At 67.9% G+C, this 21,438-nt stretch carries 23 protein-coding genes; 15 read left to right on the plus strand and 8 right to left on the minus strand.

Features of this window, described 5'->3' with window-relative positions; all coding sequences use genetic code 11:
• Positions 1 to 227: 227 nt before the first annotated feature.
• The 5 genes from gudD to K0H49_RS03995 all read right to left on the minus strand — a co-directional run bounded on the left by gudD (position 228) and on the right by K0H49_RS03995 (position 5,148).
• Entirely contained in the window at positions 228 to 1,553 is a 1,326-nt protein-coding gene (gudD, locus tag K0H49_RS03975) for a glucarate dehydratase (RefSeq protein ID WP_219209828.1), read from the minus strand.
• Positions 1,550 to 2,002 (minus strand): nuclear transport factor 2 family protein, encoded by a 453-nt coding sequence (locus K0H49_RS03980; RefSeq protein ID WP_219209829.1) that lies wholly within the window; start codon positions 2,000 to 2,002, stop codon positions 1,550 to 1,552. Before K0H49_RS03980 ends, gudD begins: the two co-directional genes overlap by 4 nt.
• Before the next feature lie 156 nt (positions 2,003 to 2,158).
• The gene (gene kdgD, locus K0H49_RS03985; protein ID WP_219209830.1) at positions 2,159 to 3,070 is read right to left on the minus strand and encodes a 5-dehydro-4-deoxyglucarate dehydratase; all 912 of its coding nucleotides are present in this window, start codon (positions 3,068 to 3,070) and stop codon (positions 2,159 to 2,161) included.
• Positions 3,071 to 3,228: 158 nt separating this feature from the next.
• Positions 3,229 to 4,209 (minus strand): Bug family tripartite tricarboxylate transporter substrate binding protein, encoded by a 981-nt coding sequence (locus tag K0H49_RS03990; RefSeq protein ID WP_219209831.1) that lies wholly within the window; start codon positions 4,207 to 4,209, stop codon positions 3,229 to 3,231.
• Between the two features lie 126 nt (positions 4,210 to 4,335).
• Positions 4,336 to 5,148 carry a FadR/GntR family transcriptional regulator gene (locus K0H49_RS03995; protein ID WP_257624579.1) on the minus strand — a complete coding sequence of 271 codons (813 nt, stop codon included), beginning with the start codon at positions 5,146 to 5,148 and terminating at the stop codon, positions 4,336 to 4,338.
• A 165-nt stretch (positions 5,149 to 5,313) separates the two neighbouring features.
• Between K0H49_RS03995 and K0H49_RS04000 the strand changes: the two genes are divergently transcribed.
• The 14 genes from K0H49_RS04000 to K0H49_RS04065 all read left to right on the plus strand — a co-directional run bounded on the left by K0H49_RS04000 (position 5,314) and on the right by K0H49_RS04065 (position 18,903).
• Positions 5,314 to 6,063 (plus strand): amino acid ABC transporter permease, encoded by a 750-nt coding sequence (locus tag K0H49_RS04000; protein ID WP_219209833.1) that lies wholly within the window; start codon positions 5,314 to 5,316, stop codon positions 6,061 to 6,063.
• Positions 6,064 to 6,181: 118 nt separating this feature from the next.
• Positions 6,182 to 6,838: an amino acid ABC transporter permease gene (locus tag K0H49_RS04005; protein WP_219209834.1), complete on the plus strand. Its 657-nt coding sequence runs from the start codon at positions 6,182 to 6,184 to the stop codon at positions 6,836 to 6,838.
• Positions 6,822 to 7,640 carry an amino acid ABC transporter ATP-binding protein gene (locus tag K0H49_RS04010; RefSeq protein WP_219209835.1) on the plus strand — a complete coding sequence of 273 codons (819 nt, stop codon included), beginning with the start codon at positions 6,822 to 6,824 and terminating at the stop codon, positions 7,638 to 7,640. The genes K0H49_RS04005 and K0H49_RS04010 overlap by 17 nt, the downstream gene beginning before the upstream one ends.
• 52 nt (positions 7,641 to 7,692) lie before the next feature.
• Positions 7,693 to 8,490 (plus strand): transporter substrate-binding domain-containing protein, encoded by a 798-nt coding sequence (locus K0H49_RS04015; RefSeq protein WP_219209836.1) that lies wholly within the window; start codon positions 7,693 to 7,695, stop codon positions 8,488 to 8,490.
• A gap of 12 nt (positions 8,491 to 8,502) precedes the next feature.
• Positions 8,503 to 9,309, plus strand: a complete 807-nt coding sequence (locus tag K0H49_RS04020) for an NAD-dependent epimerase/dehydratase family protein (protein WP_219209837.1) — start codon at positions 8,503 to 8,505, stop codon at positions 9,307 to 9,309.
• Positions 9,310 to 9,328: 19 nt separating this feature from the next.
• Complete coding sequence (locus tag K0H49_RS04025) at positions 9,329 to 10,228, plus strand: SMP-30/gluconolactonase/LRE family protein (protein ID WP_219209838.1); 900 nt, start codon at positions 9,329 to 9,331, stop codon at positions 10,226 to 10,228.
• A 47-nt stretch (positions 10,229 to 10,275) separates the two neighbouring features.
• Positions 10,276 to 11,253, plus strand: coding sequence for a TRAP transporter substrate-binding protein (locus tag K0H49_RS04030; RefSeq protein WP_183024009.1), 978 nt, complete (start codon positions 10,276 to 10,278; stop codon positions 11,251 to 11,253).
• 127 nt (positions 11,254 to 11,380) lie between these two features.
• Positions 11,381 to 11,869, plus strand: a complete 489-nt coding sequence (locus K0H49_RS04035; protein ID WP_219209839.1) for a TRAP transporter small permease — start codon at positions 11,381 to 11,383, stop codon at positions 11,867 to 11,869.
• Between the two features lie 4 nt (positions 11,870 to 11,873).
• Complete coding sequence (locus K0H49_RS04040; protein WP_219209840.1) at positions 11,874 to 13,169, plus strand: TRAP transporter large permease; 1,296 nt, start codon at positions 11,874 to 11,876, stop codon at positions 13,167 to 13,169.
• 20 nt (positions 13,170 to 13,189) lie between these two features.
• Entirely contained in the window at positions 13,190 to 14,740 is a 1,551-nt protein-coding gene (gene garD, locus K0H49_RS04045; RefSeq protein WP_219213014.1) for a galactarate dehydratase, read from the plus strand.
• An 18-nt stretch (positions 14,741 to 14,758) separates the two neighbouring features.
• Positions 14,759 to 15,523 (plus strand): SDR family NAD(P)-dependent oxidoreductase, encoded by a 765-nt coding sequence (locus K0H49_RS04050; protein ID WP_219209841.1) that lies wholly within the window; start codon positions 14,759 to 14,761, stop codon positions 15,521 to 15,523.
• Positions 15,524 to 15,567: 44 nt separating this feature from the next.
• Positions 15,568 to 16,548 carry a tripartite tricarboxylate transporter substrate binding protein gene (locus K0H49_RS04055; protein ID WP_219209842.1) on the plus strand — a complete coding sequence of 327 codons (981 nt, stop codon included), beginning with the start codon at positions 15,568 to 15,570 and terminating at the stop codon, positions 16,546 to 16,548.
• A gap of 104 nt (positions 16,549 to 16,652) precedes the next feature.
• Entirely contained in the window at positions 16,653 to 17,642 is a 990-nt protein-coding gene (locus K0H49_RS04060; protein WP_219209843.1) for a Bug family tripartite tricarboxylate transporter substrate binding protein, read from the plus strand.
• Positions 17,643 to 17,838: 196 nt separating this feature from the next.
• The gene (locus K0H49_RS04065) at positions 17,839 to 18,903 is read left to right on the plus strand and encodes a GGDEF domain-containing protein (protein WP_219209844.1); all 1,065 of its coding nucleotides are present in this window, start codon (positions 17,839 to 17,841) and stop codon (positions 18,901 to 18,903) included.
• A 361-nt stretch (positions 18,904 to 19,264) separates the two neighbouring features.
• Here K0H49_RS04065 and K0H49_RS04070 read toward each other — a convergent pair whose 3' ends face one another.
• The 3 genes from K0H49_RS04070 to K0H49_RS04080 all read right to left on the minus strand — a co-directional run bounded on the left by K0H49_RS04070 (position 19,265) and on the right by K0H49_RS04080 (position 20,774).
• Positions 19,265 to 19,894 (minus strand): LysE family translocator, encoded by a 630-nt coding sequence (locus tag K0H49_RS04070; protein WP_219209845.1) that lies wholly within the window; start codon positions 19,892 to 19,894, stop codon positions 19,265 to 19,267.
• A gap of 155 nt (positions 19,895 to 20,049) precedes the next feature.
• Positions 20,050 to 20,400, minus strand: a complete 351-nt coding sequence (locus K0H49_RS04075) for a VOC family protein (protein WP_219209846.1) — start codon at positions 20,398 to 20,400, stop codon at positions 20,050 to 20,052.
• Between the two features lie 17 nt (positions 20,401 to 20,417).
• The gene (locus K0H49_RS04080; RefSeq protein ID WP_219209847.1) at positions 20,418 to 20,774 is read right to left on the minus strand and encodes a hypothetical protein; all 357 of its coding nucleotides are present in this window, start codon (positions 20,772 to 20,774) and stop codon (positions 20,418 to 20,420) included.
• 196 nt (positions 20,775 to 20,970) lie between these two features.
• On the opposite strand from K0H49_RS04080, the gene K0H49_RS04085 reads away from it, so the two are divergent.
• Complete coding sequence (locus tag K0H49_RS04085) at positions 20,971 to 21,354, plus strand: DUF4259 domain-containing protein (RefSeq protein ID WP_219209848.1); 384 nt, start codon at positions 20,971 to 20,973, stop codon at positions 21,352 to 21,354.
• The last annotated feature ends 84 nt before the right edge of the window (positions 21,355 to 21,438 follow it).

Below are 21,438 nucleotides of genomic sequence, written 5' to 3' on the forward strand. Positions count from 1 at the left end.
CGCGCCGAAAGCAAGCGTTACCTCTGCAGAAACAAAGGTAAAAAGATCTCCTAGATGTAACCTTTTTCTAACAAAAGCACAACTGCAACCGGGCTTTTGTCACGCTTTCAGGCTACTTGGGACGTACAGATGGCGCGGCGCAACAACAATCGCCTGCGCCGGGCGTGTTGTCGCCGTGCGGCGTCATGGTGGCGCCGCTGCTTGATCTCTCGGGACGGAGGCGCGCCTCAGCGCACCATGCAGGGCCGCTTGTTGTCGAAGGCCCAGCCCGGGACCAGGTACTGCATGGCCTGCGCGTCGTCGCGCGCGCCCAGGCCGTGCTGCAGGTACAGCCGGTGCGCCTTCTCGACTTCGTCCATGTCGAGTTCCACGCCCAGGCCGCCCTGCTGCGGCACCTGCACGAAGCCGCCCTCGATCTGCAGCGGTGCCCGGGTGAGGCGCTGGCCGTCCTGCCAGATCCAGTGGGTGTCGATGGCCGTGACCTGGCCCGGTGCCGCCGCCGCCACATGGGTGAACATCGCGAGCGAGACGTCGAAGTGGTTGTTCGAGTGCGAACCCCAGGTCAGGCCCCAGGCCTGGCACAGCTGCGCCACGCGCACCGAGCCCTGCATCGTCCAGAAATGCGGGTCGGCCAGCGGGATGTCGACCGACTGCAGCGACAGGCTGTGCACCATCTCGCGCCAGTCGGTGGCCACCATGTTGGTGGCGGTCGGCAGGCCGGTGGCGCGGCGGAACTCGGCCATCACCTCGCGGCCCGAGAACACGCCTTCGGCGCCGCAAGGGTCTTCGGCGTACGCCATCACGCCGTGCAGGTCGCGCGTGAGCCGGATCGCATCCTTCAGCAGCCAGCCGCCGTTGGGGTCGAGCGTGACGCGCGCCTGCGGAAAGCGCTCGTGCAGCGCGCGGATCGCTTCGATCTCCGCCTCGCCGCGCAGCACGCCGCCCTTGAGCTTGAAGTCGGTGAAGCCATAGCGCGCATGGCTGGCCTCGGCCAGGCGCACGATCGCCTCGGGCGTCATGGCCTCTTCATGGCGCAGGCGGAACCAGTCGTTGTCGGCGTCCGGCTCGCTGCGGTAGGCCAGGTCGGTCTTCCTGCGGTCGCCGACATAGAACAGGTAGCCGAGCATCTGCACCGCGTCGCGCTGCTGGCCTTCGCCGAGCAGCGCCGCCACCGGCACCTCGAGGTGCTGCCCCAGCAGGTCGAGCAGCGCGGCCTCCGCGGCCGTGACCGCATGGATCGCGACGCGCAGGTCGAAGGTCTGCGTGCCGCGGCCGCCGCTGTCGCGGTCGGCGAAGCGTGCGCGCATCGCATTGAGCACCGCGTTGTGGCGGCCGATGGGCTGGCCCACGATCAGGCTGCGCGCGTCCTCCAGCGTCTGGCGGATCTTCTCGCCGCCGGGCACCTCGCCCACGCCGGTGCGGCCCGCGCTGTCTTTCAGGATCAGCAGGTTGCGCGTGAAGAAGGGCCCGTGCGCGCCGCTCAGGTTCATGAGCATGCCGTCGTGGCCGGCCACGGGCACCACGCGCAGCTCGGTGACGACGGGGGTCGTCATGTCGCGGCCCTCACCGCCTGGCGGGCCAGCAGCTTCCAGCCGCCGCCCTGCTTCTGCCAGACCTGGAGGATCTTGATGGCGACCGTGCCCGGCTTGCCCCCGTCGAGGGTGTCGGCCGTGAGCGTGTGCCGCACGATCGCCGCATCGCCGGCCACCCTGACGCTCTGGTCGGTGATCGCGATGGTGACGAAGTCCGAGGCGCCGCTCATCAGGTCGGCGATGAAGCTGGCCTTGGTGTCGACCTTGCCGCCCGAATGGCCGTAGCTCAGGTCCTCGGCCACCAGCGCATCGAGCGCGGCGGTTGTCGGGTCGATCATGGCCACGCGCAGCTTCTCGGCCGCGGCAGCCACGGCCGGTGCGTCGGTCGTGCTGCCACCGGAGGACAGGCCGGCACAGCCCGCCAATGCGACCGAGGCCGCGGCCATGAGGAAGGCTCTCTTCAACAGCATGCTTGTCTCCGTTCCTTTGGATCGAACTTTTTTCAACGCTCTGAGCACCTTGCGCCCCTGTCTTTTCCAGAAACACCGCGGAACCGGCTTTGCCGGGCCGCCGGTGTTGCCCCCTGGGGAGAGGCGGCTACACGCAGTGAGCCGCCTCGGGGGGCGCTATTGCTTGCCGAGCTTGTCGATCAGGGCCTTCAAAATCTCCACCTCGTCGGCCTTCAGGTCGGTCAGCGGCGCGCGCACCGGACCCGCATCGTGGCCCACGATCTTCGCGCCGGCCTTGACGATGCTCACCGCATAGCCCGGCACGCGGTTGCGCAGCTCGAGGTAAGGCATGAAGAAGGTCTTGAGCAGGTGGTGCTGCGTGGGCAGGTCGTCGGCCGCGACGGCCTTGTAGAAATCCATCGCGGTCTTCGGGATGAAGTTGAAGACGGCCGACGAATACACCGGCGTGCCCAGCGCCTTGTAGGCCGCGGCATAGACCTCGGCCGTGGGCAGGCCGCCCAGGTAGGCGAAGCGCTCGCCCATGCGCTGGTAGATCGCGACCATGGCCTCGATGTCGCCCACGCCGTCCTTGAAGCCCACCAGGTTCGGGTTGCGCTCGGCCAGGCCGGCCAGCGTCTCGGGCTTGAGGCGGCTGGTGGCGCGGTTGTAGACGATCACGCCGAACTTCACGCTCTTGCACACCGCCTCGACATGCGCGGCCAGGCCTTCCTGGCCGGCTTCGGTCAGGTAGTGCGGCAGCAGCAGGATGCCGTGCGCGCCGGCCTTCTCGGCCGCCTGCGCACACTGGATCGCGAAACGCGTCGGGCCGCCCGCGCCCGCGATGATCGGCACCACGCCGCGGCAGGTGTCGACCGCGGTCTGGACGATGCCCGGGTACTCGTCGCCGGTCAGCGAGAAGAATTCACCCGTGCCGCCGGCCGCGAACAGCGCGCTCGCGCCGTAGGGCGCCAGCCATTCGAGGCGCTTCTCGTAACCCTTCTTGTGGAAGTCGCCGTTGGCGTCGAAGTCGGTCAGCGGGAACGAGAGCAGGCCGGAGCCCATGATGGATTTGAGTTCTTGGGGGTTCATCGAAGCACCATGAAGAAGAAGTTGATGAGAGAAAAAAGAAGAAGCCAACGCCTCTGTTCGTGAACAACCGCGGAACCGGCTCCGCCGGGCCGCCGGTTGTGCCCCCGGGGGGGGGAGCGCGTCGCGACACACAGTGCGCGACGCTTTCGAGGGGGGGACTAATCCAGCTTGATGTCCGCCGCCTTGACCACCGCCGCCCAGCGCGCCCGTTCCTTGTTGAAGAACTGCTCTTCCTCGGCCGGCGCCATGGTCACGACCTCGGCGCCCTGCCCGGCCAGCCGCGAACGGATGTCGGCCGAGCGGATCACGGTGATCAGCTCCTTGTTGAGGCGCTGGATGATCGCGTCGGGCGTGCCCTTGGCGACCCGCACGCCCTGCCAGGTGCCCGACTCGTAGCCCGGCACGCCCTGCTCGGCGATGGTGGGCACGTCGCCGATCAGCGGCATGCGCGTGGCCTTGGACACCGCCAGCACCTTGAGCCGGCCGGCCTGCACCTGCGGCAGCGTGGCCAGCATGCCGTTCATCAGCACGTTGGTCTGGCCCGACACCGTGTCCTGCACCGCCTGCACGCCGCCCTTGTAGGGCACGTAGGTCCACTTGGCGCCGCTGGCGCGCTCCAGCGCCACGCCGGCCAGGTGCGGCGCGCTGCCGGTGGCCGTGACCGCGAAGTTGAGGTCGCTGGTCTTCGACAGCGCGACCAGTTCCTTGAGGTTGTTGGCCTTGACCGAGGGATGCACCACCAGCAGGTGCGGCGAATAGGCCAGCATGGTCACGCCGCGAAGGTCGGTCGACGGATCGAAAGGCAGCCTGGTGTAGACCGAGGGGCTGATCGCCAGCGCGCCCACGTCGCACAGCAGCAGCGTGTAGCCGTCGGGTGCCGACTTGGCCACGAAGTCCGCGCCGAGGTTGCCGTTGGCGCCGGGCTTGTTCTCGACGATCACGCTCTGCTTCAAGGCCTCGGACAGCGGCTGGCTGATGGACCGCGCAATGATGTCCGACGACCCGCCCGGCGGGTACGGCACGATGATCTTGATGGGCCGGGACGGCCAGTTGGCCTGCGCACTGGCGGCCAGGGGAAGGCCCAGGGAAAGTGCGGCAAGGCAGGCTGCGCCCAAGAGGCGGCGGCGAGGGGAAAGCATGGTGGTCTGTCTCCTGTCGGTGAAGTCTTCCCTGCACCGTGAACCGGCGAAGTGGTCAGTCATCGTACAACTGAAGAAATGACTTGTCCAGCCTGGGCCCGCGCGACGCACGGGAAAAACACGGCTTCAGCCGCGCACTGGAGGGGTGGCTGCCGCCGCGTCCTGCTCGACCCGCTGCGCCGCTTCTTCCTGCGCGATGCGCAGCCGCTCGCGGCTGTTGGTCAGGTGGATGCGCATCGCCGCGCGCGCCGACTCGGGGTCGCGCCGCGCGATGGCTGCGTAGATCTCTTCGTGCTCGCGGTTGACGCGGCTCAGGTAGGCCCCGCTGCGGTCCAGCGTGCGGATGGCGTTGATGCGGGTGCGCGGGATGATCGTGGTGCCGAGGTGGCTCATGATGTCCGCGAAATAGGGGTTGCCCGTGGACTGCGCGATCTGCAGGTGGAAGCGGAAGTCCGGCGCCACGGTGTCGCCCGCCACCGCCACGTTGCGCTCGAAATCGTCGAGTGCCTGGCGCATGGCCTGCAGCTGTTCCTCGGTGCGGCGGCTCGCGGCCAGGCCAGCGGATTCGGTCTCGAGGCTGATGCGCAGCTCGAGCACCGCCAGCACGTCGACCGAGGTCGCGATGTCGCCCGCATCGAGCCGGAACACGCTGCCCGCGCGCGGCTGCAGCACGAAGGTGCCGATGCCGTGGTGGGTCTCGACCAGGCCCGCGGCCTGCAGCTTCGACAGGGCCTCGCGCACCACGGTGCGGCTCACGCCGAAGCTCTGCATGATGGCCGACTCGGTCGGCAGCTTGTCGCCCGGCCGCAGCAGCTGGCTGCGGATCTTCTCGCCCAGGTCTTCCACCAGCCCGTGCGCCAGGCCGCGGCCGCGCTGGCGCGGACGGCCCGCGAAAGCAGCCCCCGCCGCACCCCCGCCGGAATCGACTTCCGGCGGCATGCCTGACGCCAAGGGATTACCCGCAATCGACTGAACCATGGTCACGATGATAATCGACAGCAAGTTGTACGACAACAGATGACATACCACCCAGACCTCTTTGAAAGCCGCGTCGCAGGTCGTCAAGGCCGTTGAAGCGTCTCGGCAGTTCCGCTCGGCACCCCCATGAAGTACTCCCTCGACTTCGCTCCGCTGGCCCCCTATTGGCCGGTCTTCGTCAATGGCGCCTGGCTGACGCTCAAGATGACCGCGCTGGCGGTGATCATCGGCGTCGCCATCGGCACGCTGGTGGCCTTCGCCAAGCGCAGCCGGATCAAGCCGCTGGCACGCGTCTGCAGCCTCTACATCGAGATCGTGCGCAACACGCCCTTCCTGGTGCAGATCTTCCTGCTGTACTTCGGCCTGGCCAGCTTCGGCGTGCGCATGCCCACCTTCGCGGCCGCGGTGCTCGCGATGGTGATCAACATCGCGGCCTATGCGGCCGAGATCATCCGCGCCGGCCTGGAGTCGGTACCGCGCGGCCAGATCGAGGCCGCCGAATGCCTGGGCCTCTCGAAGTGGCGCATCGGCTGGCACGTGATGCTGCAGCCCTCGATCGAGAAGGTCTACCCGGCCCTCACGAGCCAGTTCCTGCTGATGATGCAGGCCTCGGCCATGGCCTCGCAGATCTCGGCAGAAGAACTCACGGCCATCGCCAACACCGTGCAGTCCGACACCTTCCGCTCGCTCGAGACCTACATCGTGGTCGCGGCGCTGTACCTGGTGCTGTCGCTGTTCATCAAGCTCGTGACCTGGGCCCTGGGCGAGTACCTGTTCCGCCGCCGCCGCGTGGTGCGCCGTGCGGCCGCGCAGGCCGGCAAGTTCCAGCCCGCCGGCTCCACAGCCACCGTTGCCGTCCACGGAGGCGCGGCATGAGCGCCGCACGGCCGCCCGAAGGCGCTTGCACCGCAGCGCGAAGTGCGGAGGTGATCGTGCACGCCGCACGGCCGCCCGAAGGCGCTTGTACCGCAGCGCGAAGCGCGGAGGTGCGCCCATGAGCTTCGGCAGCTTCACCTTCACGCACCTGCTGTATCTGGTTCAGGCCATCGGCTGGACGCTGATGCTCTCGGCGCTGGCCTTCGCGCTCGGCGCGATCGGAGGCTTCGGCCTGATGCTCGCGCGCATCTCGCCGCGCGCCTGGCTGCGCTGGGCCGCGCTGATCTACATCGAGTGCATCCAGGGCATTCCGCTGCTGATCCTGCTGTTCATCGTGTACTTCGGCCTGTCGGTGTACGGGCTCTCGCTGCCTTCGCTGGTGGCGGCCGGGCTGGCGATGATGATCTACGTGAGCGCCTACCTGGGCGACATCTGGCGCGGCTGCATCGAGGCCATGCCCAAGCCGCAGTGGGAGGCCTCCGAATGCCTGGCCTTCTCGCGCTGGCAGACGCTGCGCCTGGTGATCATCCCGCAGGCCGTGCGCCTGTCGCTGCCGCCCACCGTCGGCTTCCTGGTGCAGATCATCAAGATGACCTCGCTGGCCTCGGTGATCGGCTTCGTCGAGCTCACGCGCGCCGGCCAGATCATCAACAACACCATCTTCCAGCCCTTCCTGGTGTTCTTCCTGGTCGGCGCCTTCTATTTCGCCCTGTGCTATCCGCTGTCGCGCTGGAGCGAAGCGATGGAGAAGAAACTCAATGTCGCCAATCGATAAACCGTCGCCGGCCCGCGCCCAGGTCGACCTCGCCGCCCCAGCGGGAGGCGGCGAGGCGCCCCATGCGGCCAGCGGTTCGCCCATCGTCAAGCTGGACCAGGTCTACAAGCGCTTCGGCGCCAACCAGGTGCTCAAGGGCGTGTCCTTCGAGGTCGCCAAGGGCGAAATGATCGCCATCATCGGCGCCAGCGGCTCGGGCAAGAGCACGGCGCTGCGCTGCATCGACCGGCTCGAGGTCATCGACCAGGGCAGCATCGAGGTCTGCGGCATCCGTGTCGACAGCCCGGACGTCGACCTGAAGAAGCTGCGGCTCGAAGTGGGCATCGTGTTCCAGAGCTACAACCTCTTCCCCCACCTCTCGGTGCAGGAGAACATCATGCTGGCGCTGCGCCACGTGAAGCAGCAGTCGCGCGGCGAAGCACGCGCCGTCGCGCTGCGCGTGCTCGACCAGGTGGGCCTGCTGGAGAAGGCCGACGCCTACCCCGAACAACTCTCCGGCGGGCAGCAGCAGCGCGTGGCCATCGCGCGCTCGCTGGCCATGTCGCCCAAGGTCATGCTGTTTGACGAAGTCACCTCGGCGCTCGACCCGCAACTCACGGGCGAGGTGCTGCGCGTGATGGAAGACCTTGCGGCCGGCGGCATGACCATGCTGCTGGTCACGCACGAGATGGCCTTCGCCAAGCGCGTGGCCGACCGGATCATCTACATGCACCAGGGCACCGTGTGGGAAACCGGTACGGGCGAGATGCTCGACGCGCCCAAGACGCCGGAGCTGCATGCCTTCCTGAACAACGGGCTCTGAACAGGCCGCCCGGTTCATTTCGCTTCCTCCCCATCCATTCCAGGAGACTTTCATGAAACTCGGCACCCTCTTCACCCGCAGCTGCATCGCGCTGGCCCTCGCGGGCGGCATCGCCCAGGCGGCCCTGGCCGACCAGCTCGACGACATCAAGAAGGCCGGCACGATCCGCGTGGCCATCGCCATCGGCACGCCGCTGTTCAGCTACACCGACGCCAACATGCAGCCGACCGGTTCCGACGTCGACACCGCCACCCAACTCGCCAAGGACCTGGGCGTGAAGCTGGAGATCGTGCCGATCAACACCGCGGCGCGCATCCCGACGCTGCAGGCGCAGCGCGCCGACGTGGTCATCTCCAGCCTGTCGATCACCGAGGAGCGCGCCAAGGTGGTGGACTTCTCGATCCCCTACTCGGCCATCACCATCATGGTGGCCGCGCCCAAGGACATGAAGATCGCCAGCTACGCCGACCTGAACGGCAAGCGCATCGGCCTCACGCGCGCCACCACCAACGACACCATCACGACCCGCGAAGCCAAGGGCGCGGAAATCATGCGCTATGAAGACGACGCCACGCTCATCACCTCGGTGGTGACCGGCCAGGTCGACATCTTCTCGAGCACGCCCTCGAACATGGGCGAGGTCAACAAGCGCGCGCCGGGCAAGAACTACGAGATGAAGTTCTCGCAGCTCGACTCGGGCCTGGGCATCACGATGAACAAGGGCAACCCCAAGCTCAAGGAATGGGTCGACGGCTGGGTCGCGACCAACATCAAGAACGGCAAGCTCAACACCATCTACAAGAAGTACCACGGCCGCGACCTGCCGGCCACGGTGTTCAAGCCCGCCTGAGGACCCCACGACATGGCCAAGGAACTGGGTCGGCTGCTGCTGACCGGCGCTGCCGGCGGGCTCGGCAAGGTGCTGCGCGAATCGCTCAAGCCTTCGGCCGCGGTGCTGCGGCTGTCCGACATCGCGGGCATGGCGCCGGCAAGCGGTGAAAACGAAGAAGTCGTGCACTGCGACCTGGCGGACAAGGCGGCGGTCGATGCGCTGGTGCAGGGCTGCGACGCCATCGCGCACTTCGGCGGCGTGTCGGTCGAGCGGCCCTTCGAGGAGGTGCTCGAGGCCAACATCAAGGGCACCTTCCACCTCTACGAGGCCGCGCGCCGCCACGGCGTGAAGCGCGTGGTGTTCGCGAGCTCGAACCACGTGATCGGCTTCTACAAGCAGAGCGAGCACATCGACGCGCACGCCACGCGCCGGCCCGACGGCTACTACGGCCTGTCGAAGTCCTTCGGCGAGGACCTGGCGCAGTTCTACTTCGACCGCTGGGGCATCGAGACCGTGAGCATCCGCATCGGCTCCTCGTTCCCCGAGCCGCTCAACCGCCGCATGATGAGCACCTGGCTCAGCTACCGCGACCTGACGACGCTGATCGAGAAGGCGCTGTTCACGCCCGGCGTGAAGCACACCGTCGTCTACGGCATGTCGGCCAACCGCGATGTGTGGTGGGACAACGCCGCGGCCGCGCACCTGGGCTTCGTGCCGCAGGACGGCTCGGAAGTCTTCCGCGCCACGGTCGAGGCGCAGCCGCCGGTGGCGCCGAACGACCCGAACGCGATCTACCAGGGCGGCGCCTTCACCGCCCAGGGTCCATTCGGCGACTGAGCCCGAGGCGAGCACACCCATGCAAGCCGAACTCGTCCTCGACAGCCGCAATGCCACGGGCGAAAGCCCGGTCTGGCATGCAGCCGAACAAGCGCTCTACTGGGTCGACATCCCGGCCAGGCAACTGCATCGCCTCGACCCCGACAGCGGCGTGCACAGCAGATGGACCGGCGACGAGATGCTGGCCTGCATCGCGCCGCGCGCGGGCCATCCGGGCCAGTGGATCGCGGGCATGGAGAGCGGGCTGTTCGCGCTCGCCACGCGGGACGACGGCACGCTCGCCTCGACACCGCTGGCCCATGCGGTGCACGCCGCGCACGGCATGCGCTTCAACGACGGCCGCTGCGACCGCCAGGGCCGCTTCTGGGCCGGCACGATGCTGATGGACATGGCGGCCGGCCGCAGCATCGGCCGCGTCTACCGCTACCAGAGCGACGTCAACGCCGAGGCCGCGCTGCGGCTGCAGCTCGACGAACTGATCGTGCCCAACGGCCTGGGCTTCAGCCCCGACGGCCGCACGATGTACCTGTCCGATTCGCATCCCTCGGTACAGGCGATCTGGGCCTTCGACTACGACCCCGACACCGGCACGCCGCACCACCGCCGCCTGTTCGTCGACATGAAGCCGCTGCCCGGCCGGCCCGACGGTGCGGCGGTCGACGCCGACGGCTGCTACTGGATCTGCGGCAACGATGCCGGGCTGGTGCACCGCTTCACGCCCGCCGGCAAGCTCGACCGTTCGCTCGCCGTGCCGGTGAAGAAGCCCGCGATGTGCGCCTTCGGCGGCGCCGGGCTCGACACGCTCTACGTCACCTCGATCCGCCCCGGCGGCGACGTGGCCGACCAGCCGCTGGCCGGCGGCGTGTTCGCGCTGCGCCCCGGCGTGCGCGGCCTGCCCGAGCCGGCCTGCGCCTTCTAGCGGCCCCCGTTTTTTCGATTCCACCAACGAGAGCAAGAGGAAGACAAATGACCATCCGACGCACATTGATCGCGCTCGCCGCCTGTGCCGGCGCAGCGCTCATCGGCAGCGGCGCCCACGCCACCGAGTTCCGCTCGGCCGACATCCACCCCGACGACTATCCAACCGTGACCGCGGTCAAGTTCATGAGCGAGCGCCTGAAGGCGCTGTCGGGCGGCAAGCACAGCATCAAGGTCTACAACAACAGTTCGCTCGGCAACGAGAAGGACACCATCGAGCAGACCAAGATCGGCGCGCTGCAGATGGTGCGCGTGAACATCGCCCCCATGAACAACATCTGCGCCGAGACGCAGGTGCCGACCATGCCCTTCCTGTTCCGCTCGGTCGACCACCTGCACAAGGTGCTCGACGGCCCGATCGGCGAGGAGATCCTCAAGAGCTGCGAGAAGCAGGGCTTCATCGGCCTGGCCTACTACGACAGCGGCGCACGCTCGATGTTCACCGCCAAGAAGCCGGTGCGCAGCTTCGCCGACATGAAGGGCCTGAAGGTGCGCGTGCAGCAGTCCGACCTGTGGGTCTCGATGCTCGAGGCCATGGGCGCCAACGCCACGCCGATGCCCATGGGCGAGGTCTACACCGGCCTCAAGACCGGCCTGATCGACGCCGCCGAAAACAACTACCCCACCTACGAGAGCGCACGCGCCTTCGAGGTCGCCAAGTACTACAGCAAGACCGAGCACTCGATGGCGCCCGAGATGCTGCTGTTCTCCAAGCGCGTGTGGGACAAGCTCACGCCGCAGGAGCAGGGCTGGATCCGCCAGGCCGCCAAGGAGTCGGTGCCCTACATGCGCAAGCAGTGGGAAGAGCGCGAGATCAAGTCGCTGGCCACGGTAAAGGCCGGCGGCGCGGAAATCATCGACGTCGACAAGGCCCCGTTCCAGGCCGCGATGAAGCCGGTGTACGACAAGTTCATCACCGACGCGAAGTTGAAGGACCTGGTCAAGCGGGTGCAGGACACGAAGTAGCACCTGGCTCCTTCCCCCGCCGGGGGAAGGTCGGGATGGGGGCTTTGCCGCGTTGCAATGGAGACGCCGCAGGCCCCCACCCCTGCCCTCCCCCAGAGGGGGAGGGCGCAAGACAAGGAACACAACCATGTACACCAAGATTTGCCGCACGCTCGCGCGTGCCTGCATGTGGCTGGGCATCGTCGGTCTCGTCGCGGTGATCTGCGCCGTGAGCTGGCAGGTCTTCGGCCGCTACGTCATGAACAACACGCCCACCTGGGCCGAGAGCCTGGCGCTGCTGCTGGTGCTCTACGTCACGATGTTCGGCGTGGCCGTCGGCGTGCGCGACGCAGGCCACATCGGGCTCGAGTCCTTCCTCGTGCTCGCACCCGACGGGCTGCGCCTGAAGATGGAATACCTGATCCACGCGCTGGTGCTGGTCTTCGGCGCCGCCATGGCCTGGAACTGCGCCTCGCTCGCCGAGTCGGTATGGGACTACCGACTGCCCACGCTGTGGATCTCCGAAGGCTGGAAGTACGTGCCGGCCGCGATCTCCGGCGTGCTGATCGTGATGTTCTCGATCGAACACATCATCGCGCTCGCTCAAGGCCGCGAAGTCGAACCTGCATGGGCCTGACCGCATGACCATCCCTCTGCTGATTCTCTGCATCTCCTTCACGCTGTTCCTGCTGCTGGGCGTGCCGGTCGCGTTCTCGATCGGGCTGTCGGCCCTGGCCACGCTGGCCTACGAAGGCCTGCCGCTCGCGGTGGGCTTCCAGCAGATGACCTCGGGCATGGGCATCTTCTCCTTCCTGGCGATCCCCTTCTTCATCTTCGCCGGCGAGCTCATGCTCTACGGCGGCATCGCCGACCGCATCGTCGACTTCGCGCGCAACCTGGTGGGCCATGTGCGCGGCGGGCTGGGCATGTCGAACGTGGTGGCCTGCACGCTGTTCGGCGGCGTCTCGGGCTCGCCCGTGGCCGACGTCTCGGCCATGGGCGCGGTGATGATCCCGATGATGAAGAAGGAGGGCTACCACGCCGACTACGCGGTCAACGTGACGACCCATGCGGCGCTCGTCGGCGCGTTGATGCCGACCAGCCACAACCTGATCATCTATTCGCTCGCGGCGGGCGGCAAGGTGTCGATCGCGGCGCTGATCCTGGCGGCGCTGCTGCCGGCGGTGATCCTCACGCTGAGCAACCTCGCGGCCGCCTACCTGGTGGCGGTCAAGCGCGGCTACCCCAAGGGCACCTTCCCGGGCTGGGCCATCGTGGCGCGTTCCTTCGCGGCGGCGCTGCCCGGCCTGTTCATCGTGGTGCTGATCCTGGGCGGCATTCTCTCGGGGATCTTCACCGCCACCGAATCTGCCGCGGTGGCCGTGCTCTACGCGCTGGCGCTGACCATCCTGCTGTACCGCACGCTCAAGTGGGAGCACTTCATCAAGGCCGCCTCGAAGGCGGTGCGCACCACCGGCGTGATCCTGCTGCTGATCGGCATCTCGAGCACCTTCGGCTACCTGATCAGCCTCTACGGCGTGGCCGAGCTCACCGGCCAGATGCTGTCGCAGATCACCAGCACGCCCTGGGTCATCTTCCTGATGATCAACGTGATCCTGTTCGTGCTGGGCACCTTCCTCGACATGGCCGCGACCATCCTGCTGTGCACGCCGATCTTCCTGCCCATCGCGCAGCAGTACGGCATGACCTCGGTGCAGTTCGGCATCGTGATGCTGATCAACTGCGCGCTGGGCCTGAACACCCCGCCCGTGGGCACCACGCAGTTCGTGGGCTGCGCGATCGGCGGCGTGTCGGTGGGCACGGTGATGCGCACCATCTGGCCCTTCTACGGCGCGCTGATCTTCGCGCTGGGCCTGGTGACCTTCGTGCCGGCCTTCTCCACCTGGCTCCCCAGCCTCTTCATGGTGGTCAAGTGAAGCCGCCCCTGTCCATCAAGATGCACGAACGCGACAACGTCGCGATCGTGGCCAACGACGGCGGCCTGCCCGCGGGCACGGTGTTCGCGTCGGGCCTGGTGCTGGTCGACAAGGTGCCGCAGGCCCACAAGGTCGCGCTCGAGGACATCCCCGAAGGCGGCGCGGTGCGGCGCTACGACGTGCCCATCGGCTATGCCTTGAAGCCCATCCCCGCGGGCAGCTGGGTGCACGAGCGGCTGCTGCGGATGCCCGAGGCGCGCTCGCTCGAGGGCCTGCCCATCGCCACCGTGACGGCGCCGGCGATGCCGCCACTGGAGGGCTACAGCTTCGAGGGCTACCGCAACCCCGACGGCTCGGTCGGCACGCGCAACCTGCTGGCCATCACGCAGACCGTGCAGTGCGTGGCCGGCGTGGTCGACTTCGCGGTGCAGCGCATCCGCGCCGAGCTGCTGCCGAAGTACCCGAACGTCGACGGCGTGGTGGCCCTGGCGCACGGCTACGGCTGCGGCGTGGCCATCGATGCGCCCGACGCGATCATTCCGATCCGCACGCTGCGCAACATCAGCCTCAACCCCAACTTCGGCGGCGAGGTCATGGTGATCAGCCTGGGCTGCGAAAAGCTGCAGCCCGAGCGCCTGATGCCGCCCGGCACCATCCCGCTGATCGACGAACGCAACGTGGCCGACGTGGGCGACAGCGCCGACGCCAATCTCGACGTGGTCTGCCTGCAGGACGAGGCGCACGTGGGCTTCATGTCGATGGTCGATGCGATCCTGCGCCAGGCCGAGGAACACCTCGAACGCCTCGACGCCCGCCGGCGCGAGACCGTGCCCGCGAGCGAGCTGGTGGTGGGCGTGCAGTGCGGCGGCAGCGACGCTTTTTCAGGCGTGACCGCCAACCCGGCCGTCGGCTTCTGCACCGACCTGCTGGTGCGCGCGGGCGCGACCGTGATGTTCTCGGAAGTGACCGAGGTGCGTGACGGCATCGACCAGCTGACCTCGCGCGCCAGCACGCCCGCGGTGGCCGAAGCCATGATCCGCGAGATGGCCTGGTACGACGCCTACCTCGACAAGGGCCGGGTCGACCGCAGCGCCAACACCACGCCGGGCAACAAGAAGGGCGGGCTGTCGAACATCGTCGAGAAGGCCATGGGCTCGATCGTCAAGAGCGGCAGCGCGCCGATCTCGGGCGTGGTGCCGCCGGGCGAGAAGGCCCGGCAGAAGGGCCTGCTCTACGCGGCCACGCCCGCGAGCGACTTCATCTGCGGCACGCTGCAGCTGGCCGCGGGCATGAACCTGCACGTGTTCACCACCGGCCGCGGCACGCCGTACGGCCTGGCCGAGGTGCCGGTGATCAAGGTCGCGACCCGCAGCGACCTGGCGCGCCGCTGGCACGACCTGATGGACATCAACGCCGGCCGCATCGCCGACGGCGAGGCCAGCATCGAGGACGTGGGCTGGGAGATGTTCCGGCTGATGCTCGACGTGGCCAGCGGCCGCCAGAAGACCTGGGCCGAGCACTGGAAATTGCACAACGCGCTGGTGCTGTTCAACCCCGCACCCGTGACCTGAATTCACAAGGAAGAAAAGATGGAAGACCTTCAAGGCAAGACCGCCCTCGTCACCGGCGCCAGCACCGGCATCGGTGCCGCCGTGGCCATCGCCTACGGCGCGCGCGGCATGCGCGTGGCGGTGCACTACAACCAGTCGGCCGGGCCGGCGCAGGCCGTGGTCGACACCATCGTCCGGGCCGGCGGCGAGGCCTTCGCGATCCAGGGCGATGTGCGCGACTCGGCCGCCATCGCGCGCGTGGTGCGCGACACGAACGCGCGGCTGGGCGGCATCGACGTGCTGGTGAACAACGCCGGGAGTCTGGTGAAACGCGCACCCATCGCCGAGTTCGACGACGCGCTGTTCGACGAGGTGCTGCACATCAATGCGCGCTCGGTGCTGGCCTTCTGCCGCGAGGTGGTGCCGCTGATGCGCGCCCGCGGCCAGCGCGGCAGCATCGTCAACGTGTCCTCGGTGGCCGCGCGCACCGGCGGCGGGCCGGGCGCCTACCTCTATGCAGGCGCCAAGGGCTTCGTGAGCACGGTCACGCACGGCCTGGCCAAGGAGCTCGCGCCCGATCACATCCGCGTCAACGCGGTGGCGCCGGGCGTGATCCAGACGCCCTTTCAGGACCGCTTCTCCACGCCCGCGATCCTCGAGTCCTTCAAGGCCGGCATCCCGATGGGCCGCATCGGCGAGCCCGACGACTGCACCGGCGCCTTCCTCTACCTCGCCTCAGCACAGCTCTCGGGCTACGTGACGGGCCAGGTCCTCGAGGTCAACGGCGGGCAGTACATGCCCTGAGGCACACCGCTTCCTTTCTTCATTCCAACAGCAGAGACAGACCCATGACACCGCATCCCTTCCTGCGCCGCATCGCCGCGCTGTCCGCCCTCGCCGCGCTGGCCTTGGGCGCCGCCGCGCCGGCCGCCGCGCAGGCCACCAAGTTCCCGACGCGCACCATCGAGCTGCTGGTGCCCTACCAGCCCGGCGGCGGCACCGACGGCCTGGCGCGCGCCTTCGCCGACGCGAGCCGCAAGCACATCGACCAGAGCATCGTGATCGTCAACCGGCCCGGCGCCGGCGGTGCGATCGGCTGGACCGAGGTGATCAACGCCCGCCCCGACGGCTACAAGCTGGCGGTGCTCACGGTCGAGCTGCTCACGCTGCCGCACCTGGGCCTGGCCAAGTTCAACTACGACGACTTCCAGCCCATCGCGCAGCTCAACGCCGACCCGGCCGCGATCACGGTGAAGTCCGATGCGCCGTGGAACACGGTGGAAGAGTTCCTGGCCGATGCGAAGAAGGCGCCCGAGAGCATCCGCGTGGGCAACTCCGGCAACGGCTCGATCTGGCACCTGGCCGCGGCCGCGCTGGAGGACAAGACCGGCACCAGGTTCAACCACATCCCGTTCCAGGGCGCGGCGCCCGCGGTGCTGGCGCTGCTGGGCGGCCACATCGAGGCCGTGGCCGTGAGCCCGGCCGAGGTCACGACGCATGTGCAGGGCGGCAAGCTCAAGGTGCTGATGGTGATGGCCGACAAGCGCGTCAAGGGCTTCGAGAAGGTGCCGACCGCCAAGGAGCGCGGCATCGACCTGTCGATCGGCACCTGGCGCGGCCTCGGCGCGCCCAAGAACACGCCACCCGAAGTGATGGCGCGGCTGCGCGAGATCGCCGCCAAGACCGCCGCCGAGCCGCTGATGCACGAGGTGATGGACAAGCAGAACCTGGGCTACGTCTACACCGACGGCGCGGTGTTCAAGGAGACGCTGGCCAAGGACAACATCTACTTCAAGACATTGATCACCAAGCTGAATCTCAAGCCCTGACCGGCTCCACGCACCGCGTGCCGAAGACCTAGAACAACACGGCACAACCCCTCAGGCGCGTCGCGTCTGCGGGCCTTTCTCGACCATTGAACGGAGACAAGACCATGCAACGCCGCACCCTCATCCAGACCGCCATCGCCGGCCTCGCCGCCGGCGCCCTGCCCGCCGCTTTCGCACAAGGCAGCTGGCCCACCGGCAAGGCCATCACCTACCTGGTGCCCTTCCCGGCCGGCGGCACGACCGACGTGCTGGGCCGGCTGATCAGCCAGAAGCTGGGCATGGTGCTGGGCACCAGCGTCGTGATCGACAACCGCGGCGGCGCGGGCGGCAGCGTGGGCTCGGAGATCGCCTCGCGCGCAGCGCCCGACGGCTACACGATGCTGGGCGGCACGATCAGCTCGCATGCCATCAACGTGAGCCTGTACCCGAAGATCGGCTACGACCCGGTCAAGTCCTTCGCGCCGGTCACGCTGATCGGCACCAACCCCGTGGTGCTGGTGGTCAACGCCGCGAGCCCCTACAAGACGCTCAAGGACGTGCTCGAGGCGAGCAAGGCCAAGGCCGGCGGCCTGTCCTCGGCCTCGGCGGGCACCGGCACCTCGCAGCACCTGTCGCTGGAACTGCTGGCCTTCAAGTCGGGCGTGAAGTTCACCCATGTGCCCTACAAGGGCAGCGGCCCGGCGATCCAGGACGTGATCGGCGGCCAGGTCGACATGATGTTCGACACCACGGTGGTGGCCGCGCCGCACATCCAGAGCGGCAAGCTGCGCGCCATCGCCGTGACCTCGGCCAAGCGGCTCGCGTCGCTGCCCGACGTGCCGACGATCGCCGAGTCGGGGCTGCAGGGCCTGACCGATTTCGAGGTCGTGTCGTGGCAGGCGATCTTCGTGCCGGCCGGCACGCCGGCGCCGATCGTCGACCGGCTGCACAAGGAGATCCGCACCATCCTCGCACAGCCCGACATGCAAGAGAAGATGAAGGGCTTCGGCATGGAACCGGCGGACATGACGCCCACCCAGATCGCGAGCTTCCAGAAGGCCGAGGTCGAGAAGTGGGCGCAGGTGATCAAGGCGGCAGGCGTCAAGGTCGAGTGACGCCCGCACGCGCCTGAGGCGACCGTCGGCCTTCGGTCGCCACCTCGTCCTGCGCCCTCGGTATGCTTCGGGGCTGCCGATCCTGGCAATGGACGAGGACTTCCCGCTCGAATGAAAGACGCCTTTTTGCGCCATCCCTGCCTGCGACCGGGCGGCGGCGCCATCGACGTGCTGTCGTGCGAGGTGCGCAGTGCCCTTGCGATCTGAAGCGACCGTCGCCGCCGACCGCAAGAACGCCTACCGCGAACAGACGCTCCGGCGCCTGCAGGCCACGGCCATCGAGATGGGTGCGACGGCGGTGCTGGGCTCGACGGTCGTGCTGCTGGCGCGGCTGCTGGTCCCCACGCCGGAACACCTCTGGCTGCGCGTGCTGCTGCTGCCGCTGACGGCGCTCTTCGCCTACATGATCGTCCGGGCCCCATCGGTGCGGGCCTACGGCGCCGCCTGCATGGCCACCATTGCCACGGTCAGCTTCAACAGCTACCTGGGTGCGCTGGGCACCGACCAACCGCTGATCTACTTCCTGCCGGCGGCGACCATCGTCGTGCTCGCCACCAGCTTCTTCTGGATCACGCTGGGCCAATGGATCGGTGGCGCGCTGGCCTGCTATGTCTTCTTCCTGCCCTTCGTGCTCGATCACGCAGCCAGCCGCACCGACACCGTGTTCTGCGTGCTGTTCGCGGCAATGGCCCTGGTGACCAGCTTCGTCAGCCACCTGCGCATACAGGACTTCCAGCGCCGCGCCTTCGACCAGGAATGCCGGCTGGCCGAGTTGTCCCTCACCGACACGCTGACCGGCGCGCTCAGCCGGGCCGAGTTCCTGCGGCAGGCCGACAAGGCCGCGCTTCGGGCCCGTGCGTCGGCCGCGTCGCTCACGCTGCTGTACCTGGACATCGACCATTTCAAGCGCCTCAACGACGGCCACGGCCATGCGGCCGGCGACGCCGTGCTGCGCGGCATGTCCGAGGTGCTGCAGCAGGCATTGCGCGACAGCGACGTGTTCGGCCGCTTGGGCGGCGAGGAGTTCTGCGTGCTGCTGCCCGATCAGGACGAACACCGGGCCCTGGCCCTGGCGAACCGCCTGCGCACCCTGCTGGCCGCGGTGCCGCGGCCCGACGGGCAGTTGACGGTCTCGGCCGGCATTGCCGGCCTGCGCGAGGGCGAATCCGTCGCGCAGACGCTGCACCGCGCGGATCTCGCGATGCTCAGGGCCAAGCAGGCGGGGCGCGATACGGTGTGCGTGGCGCAGGACGGCGACTGACGAGGGGTGCTCCCGGCTGGGGCGCGGCGCAGACACTGCCGCCAGGTCAGAAGCCAGGTGCCCTGTCTGGACAAGTGACCGTCGACATGGAGAACCATCAGATCCAATGGATTTCGCAACGTGTCGAAGTGTGTGTTTTTCGCGTGGAGGGGGCCGCACCCGAAAACGTGTAGGCGACCTTGGTTGACGCCCGGCGCCTGTGTCAGGGTGACGTTCTCCGGCGTCTGGATCCGCCACTGGCCCGTCTGGCGCCAACACGGCACGGATCACCGTGTCGACGGCATGCGGCCCGCCCGATGCGCCGCGGCGACGCACGCTCAGGTGCCTGCGGACGACCGTCGCGGCCGAATCAGGCCCTGCTTCAGCGCTGCTGGACGGCCACCTTCAGGCCGAGGCCGATGAAGATCGTGCCGACGATCTTTCCCTTCCAGCGGTTCAGCCAGGCGAGCCGGCCCAGCACGCGGCCCAGGGGGCGCACGGACAGCGCGAGCAGGGTGGAATAGAGCGCGCTCAGTGCGACGAAGATCAGGCCCAGGACAGCGAACTGCGCGAAGGTCGACCCGTGCCCCGGATGCACGAACTGCGGCAGGAAGGCAAGGAAGAACAACGCCGTCTTCGGGTTCAACACCTCGGCGGGAATGGCTTGCAGGAAGGCCTGTTTCGCGGTGACACGGGGCCGCACTGCTTCGACTTGCGGATCACCGGCCTTCTCGAGGAGTGCCTGGACGCCCAGCCAGATCAGGTAGCCCGCACCGACGAGCTTGACGATGTTGAAGGCCAGTGCCGATGTCATCAGGATCGCCGACAGGCCCACGGCGGCGGCCATGGCATGGACAAAGTCGCCGCAGGCGATGCCCAGGCCCGTCGCGATGCCGACGGAACGCCCGCCTTGCGCGGTTCGCATGAAGACCAGCAGCACGGCCGGCCCCGGGATCAGGAACAGGCCGATCACGACGGCGGTATAGGACACGAGGGTGGACAGTTCGAACATGGCGGCTCCATCAGCTACGCAGGGCAACAGGGGCATGCTAACCATTCGCGGCACGCCTCTTGCCGCGTCGGAACCGGTCGCCTCTGGACGCCCCCGGCGGCTTTCAGCGCTTGCCGCTCAGGACCGGCGCCAGGGGGCCATCTCCCGGACCGCACTCAGCTGTGCGAAAGGATGTTGACCAGTTGGCCGAAGGGGTCGCGAACGAAGAACCGGCGCACGCCCCAGGGCTCGTCCACCGGCCCGTATTCGATGGCGAAGCCCGCCGCCTTCATGCGCTGGAGTGCGACGTCCGCATCGTCCACTTCGATCGACAGGTCCGGTACGGGCGTGCCGGAGCCGCCTTCCGTGGCGAAGCTCAGCTGAACGCTCATCCGGACCTGGGAGCCATAGGTTCGTATCCAGCCATGGTCCATCAGAAGCTCGAGCCCCAGGACGTCCTGATAGAAGGACCGCGCCCGGTCGAGATCGAGCGCCTTGACATTGATGACCACTCTTTTGACTTGCAATCTTGGCTCCTTCACATCTAGCGCAGGAACCAGATCTTGAGCGTCACGTAGATCGCATAGCCCAGGCCCAGCACCATCCACAACAGGAAGAACATGTTGGCCCAGTAGTCGGCCGCATGGGCCGCGAGGGTGTATATCTGCCCATGGCAGCCTTTGCCGAGGCATTGAATCTCGCGCCGGATCAAGGCGCGCAACAAGGAGAAGAAGAGCACGCAGAGCACCCCCGACACCAGCAGCAGCCCGAGCGGGCCCATCATCCCTTCGGTGAGTTCACCGCGCTCATCGCGATAGCCCTTGCGGATCAGCCGCTGCCCGAACCGGTACCAGGCGAATCCGAGCAGGAGCATCAACGCGTAATAGAAGACTTGTCGCATGTCGTCGCTTGCACCAAGGCAGCAGAGTTCGTCGCGACGAATGGTATCCGGCCGCACGCAGTGCCTCGATGGCGTCCTCCATCGATCCACGCCACCGGCGTCTGCGGCCCGGCCGCCCGGCGCCGACGGCGTCGCGTCATGCGTCGGATGCTAGGCTGCGTGCTTTCGCATCCACACACCGAGAGGGGCGTTTGAAATGGGCACGTGGTCTACCGACAGCTTTGGCAACGACGATGCGCTGGACTGGTTTGGCGAACTGCGCGAAGCCCCCAGCGCGCTGCCGTTCATCCAGCAGACCTTGGCTTCCGGCTCGACGGAAAGCGTCGTCGCCGCCGGCGCGGTGCTGGCATTGCTCAACGGCAGCGACGGCGCCGACCTGCACCCGGACGTGGCCGAGTGGTGTGCCGGAAAGGCGGCACCGCCGGCCGCGCTCAAGCAAGCCGCCATCGATGCGCTCCAGGCCATCCTCGACGACCCGGAAGCGGACGGACACGACACCTGGGCGGAGCTGGGCGAGGACGATGAAGACTACCGCGCCTGGCTCTCGAACCTGAGGCACATCCAGGCCGGACTCCGGTAGGGCGTCGGTTCGCGCGCCGGAAGGCCTGCCGGGCCCCAAGCACACACCGGCAAGTCCTGCAAGAATTCGGCCCATCCCCGAGGG

The organism is Variovorax boronicumulans (assembly GCF_019352895.1).
Classification (GTDB): domain Bacteria; phylum Pseudomonadota; class Gammaproteobacteria; order Burkholderiales; family Burkholderiaceae_C; genus Variovorax; species Variovorax boronicumulans_A.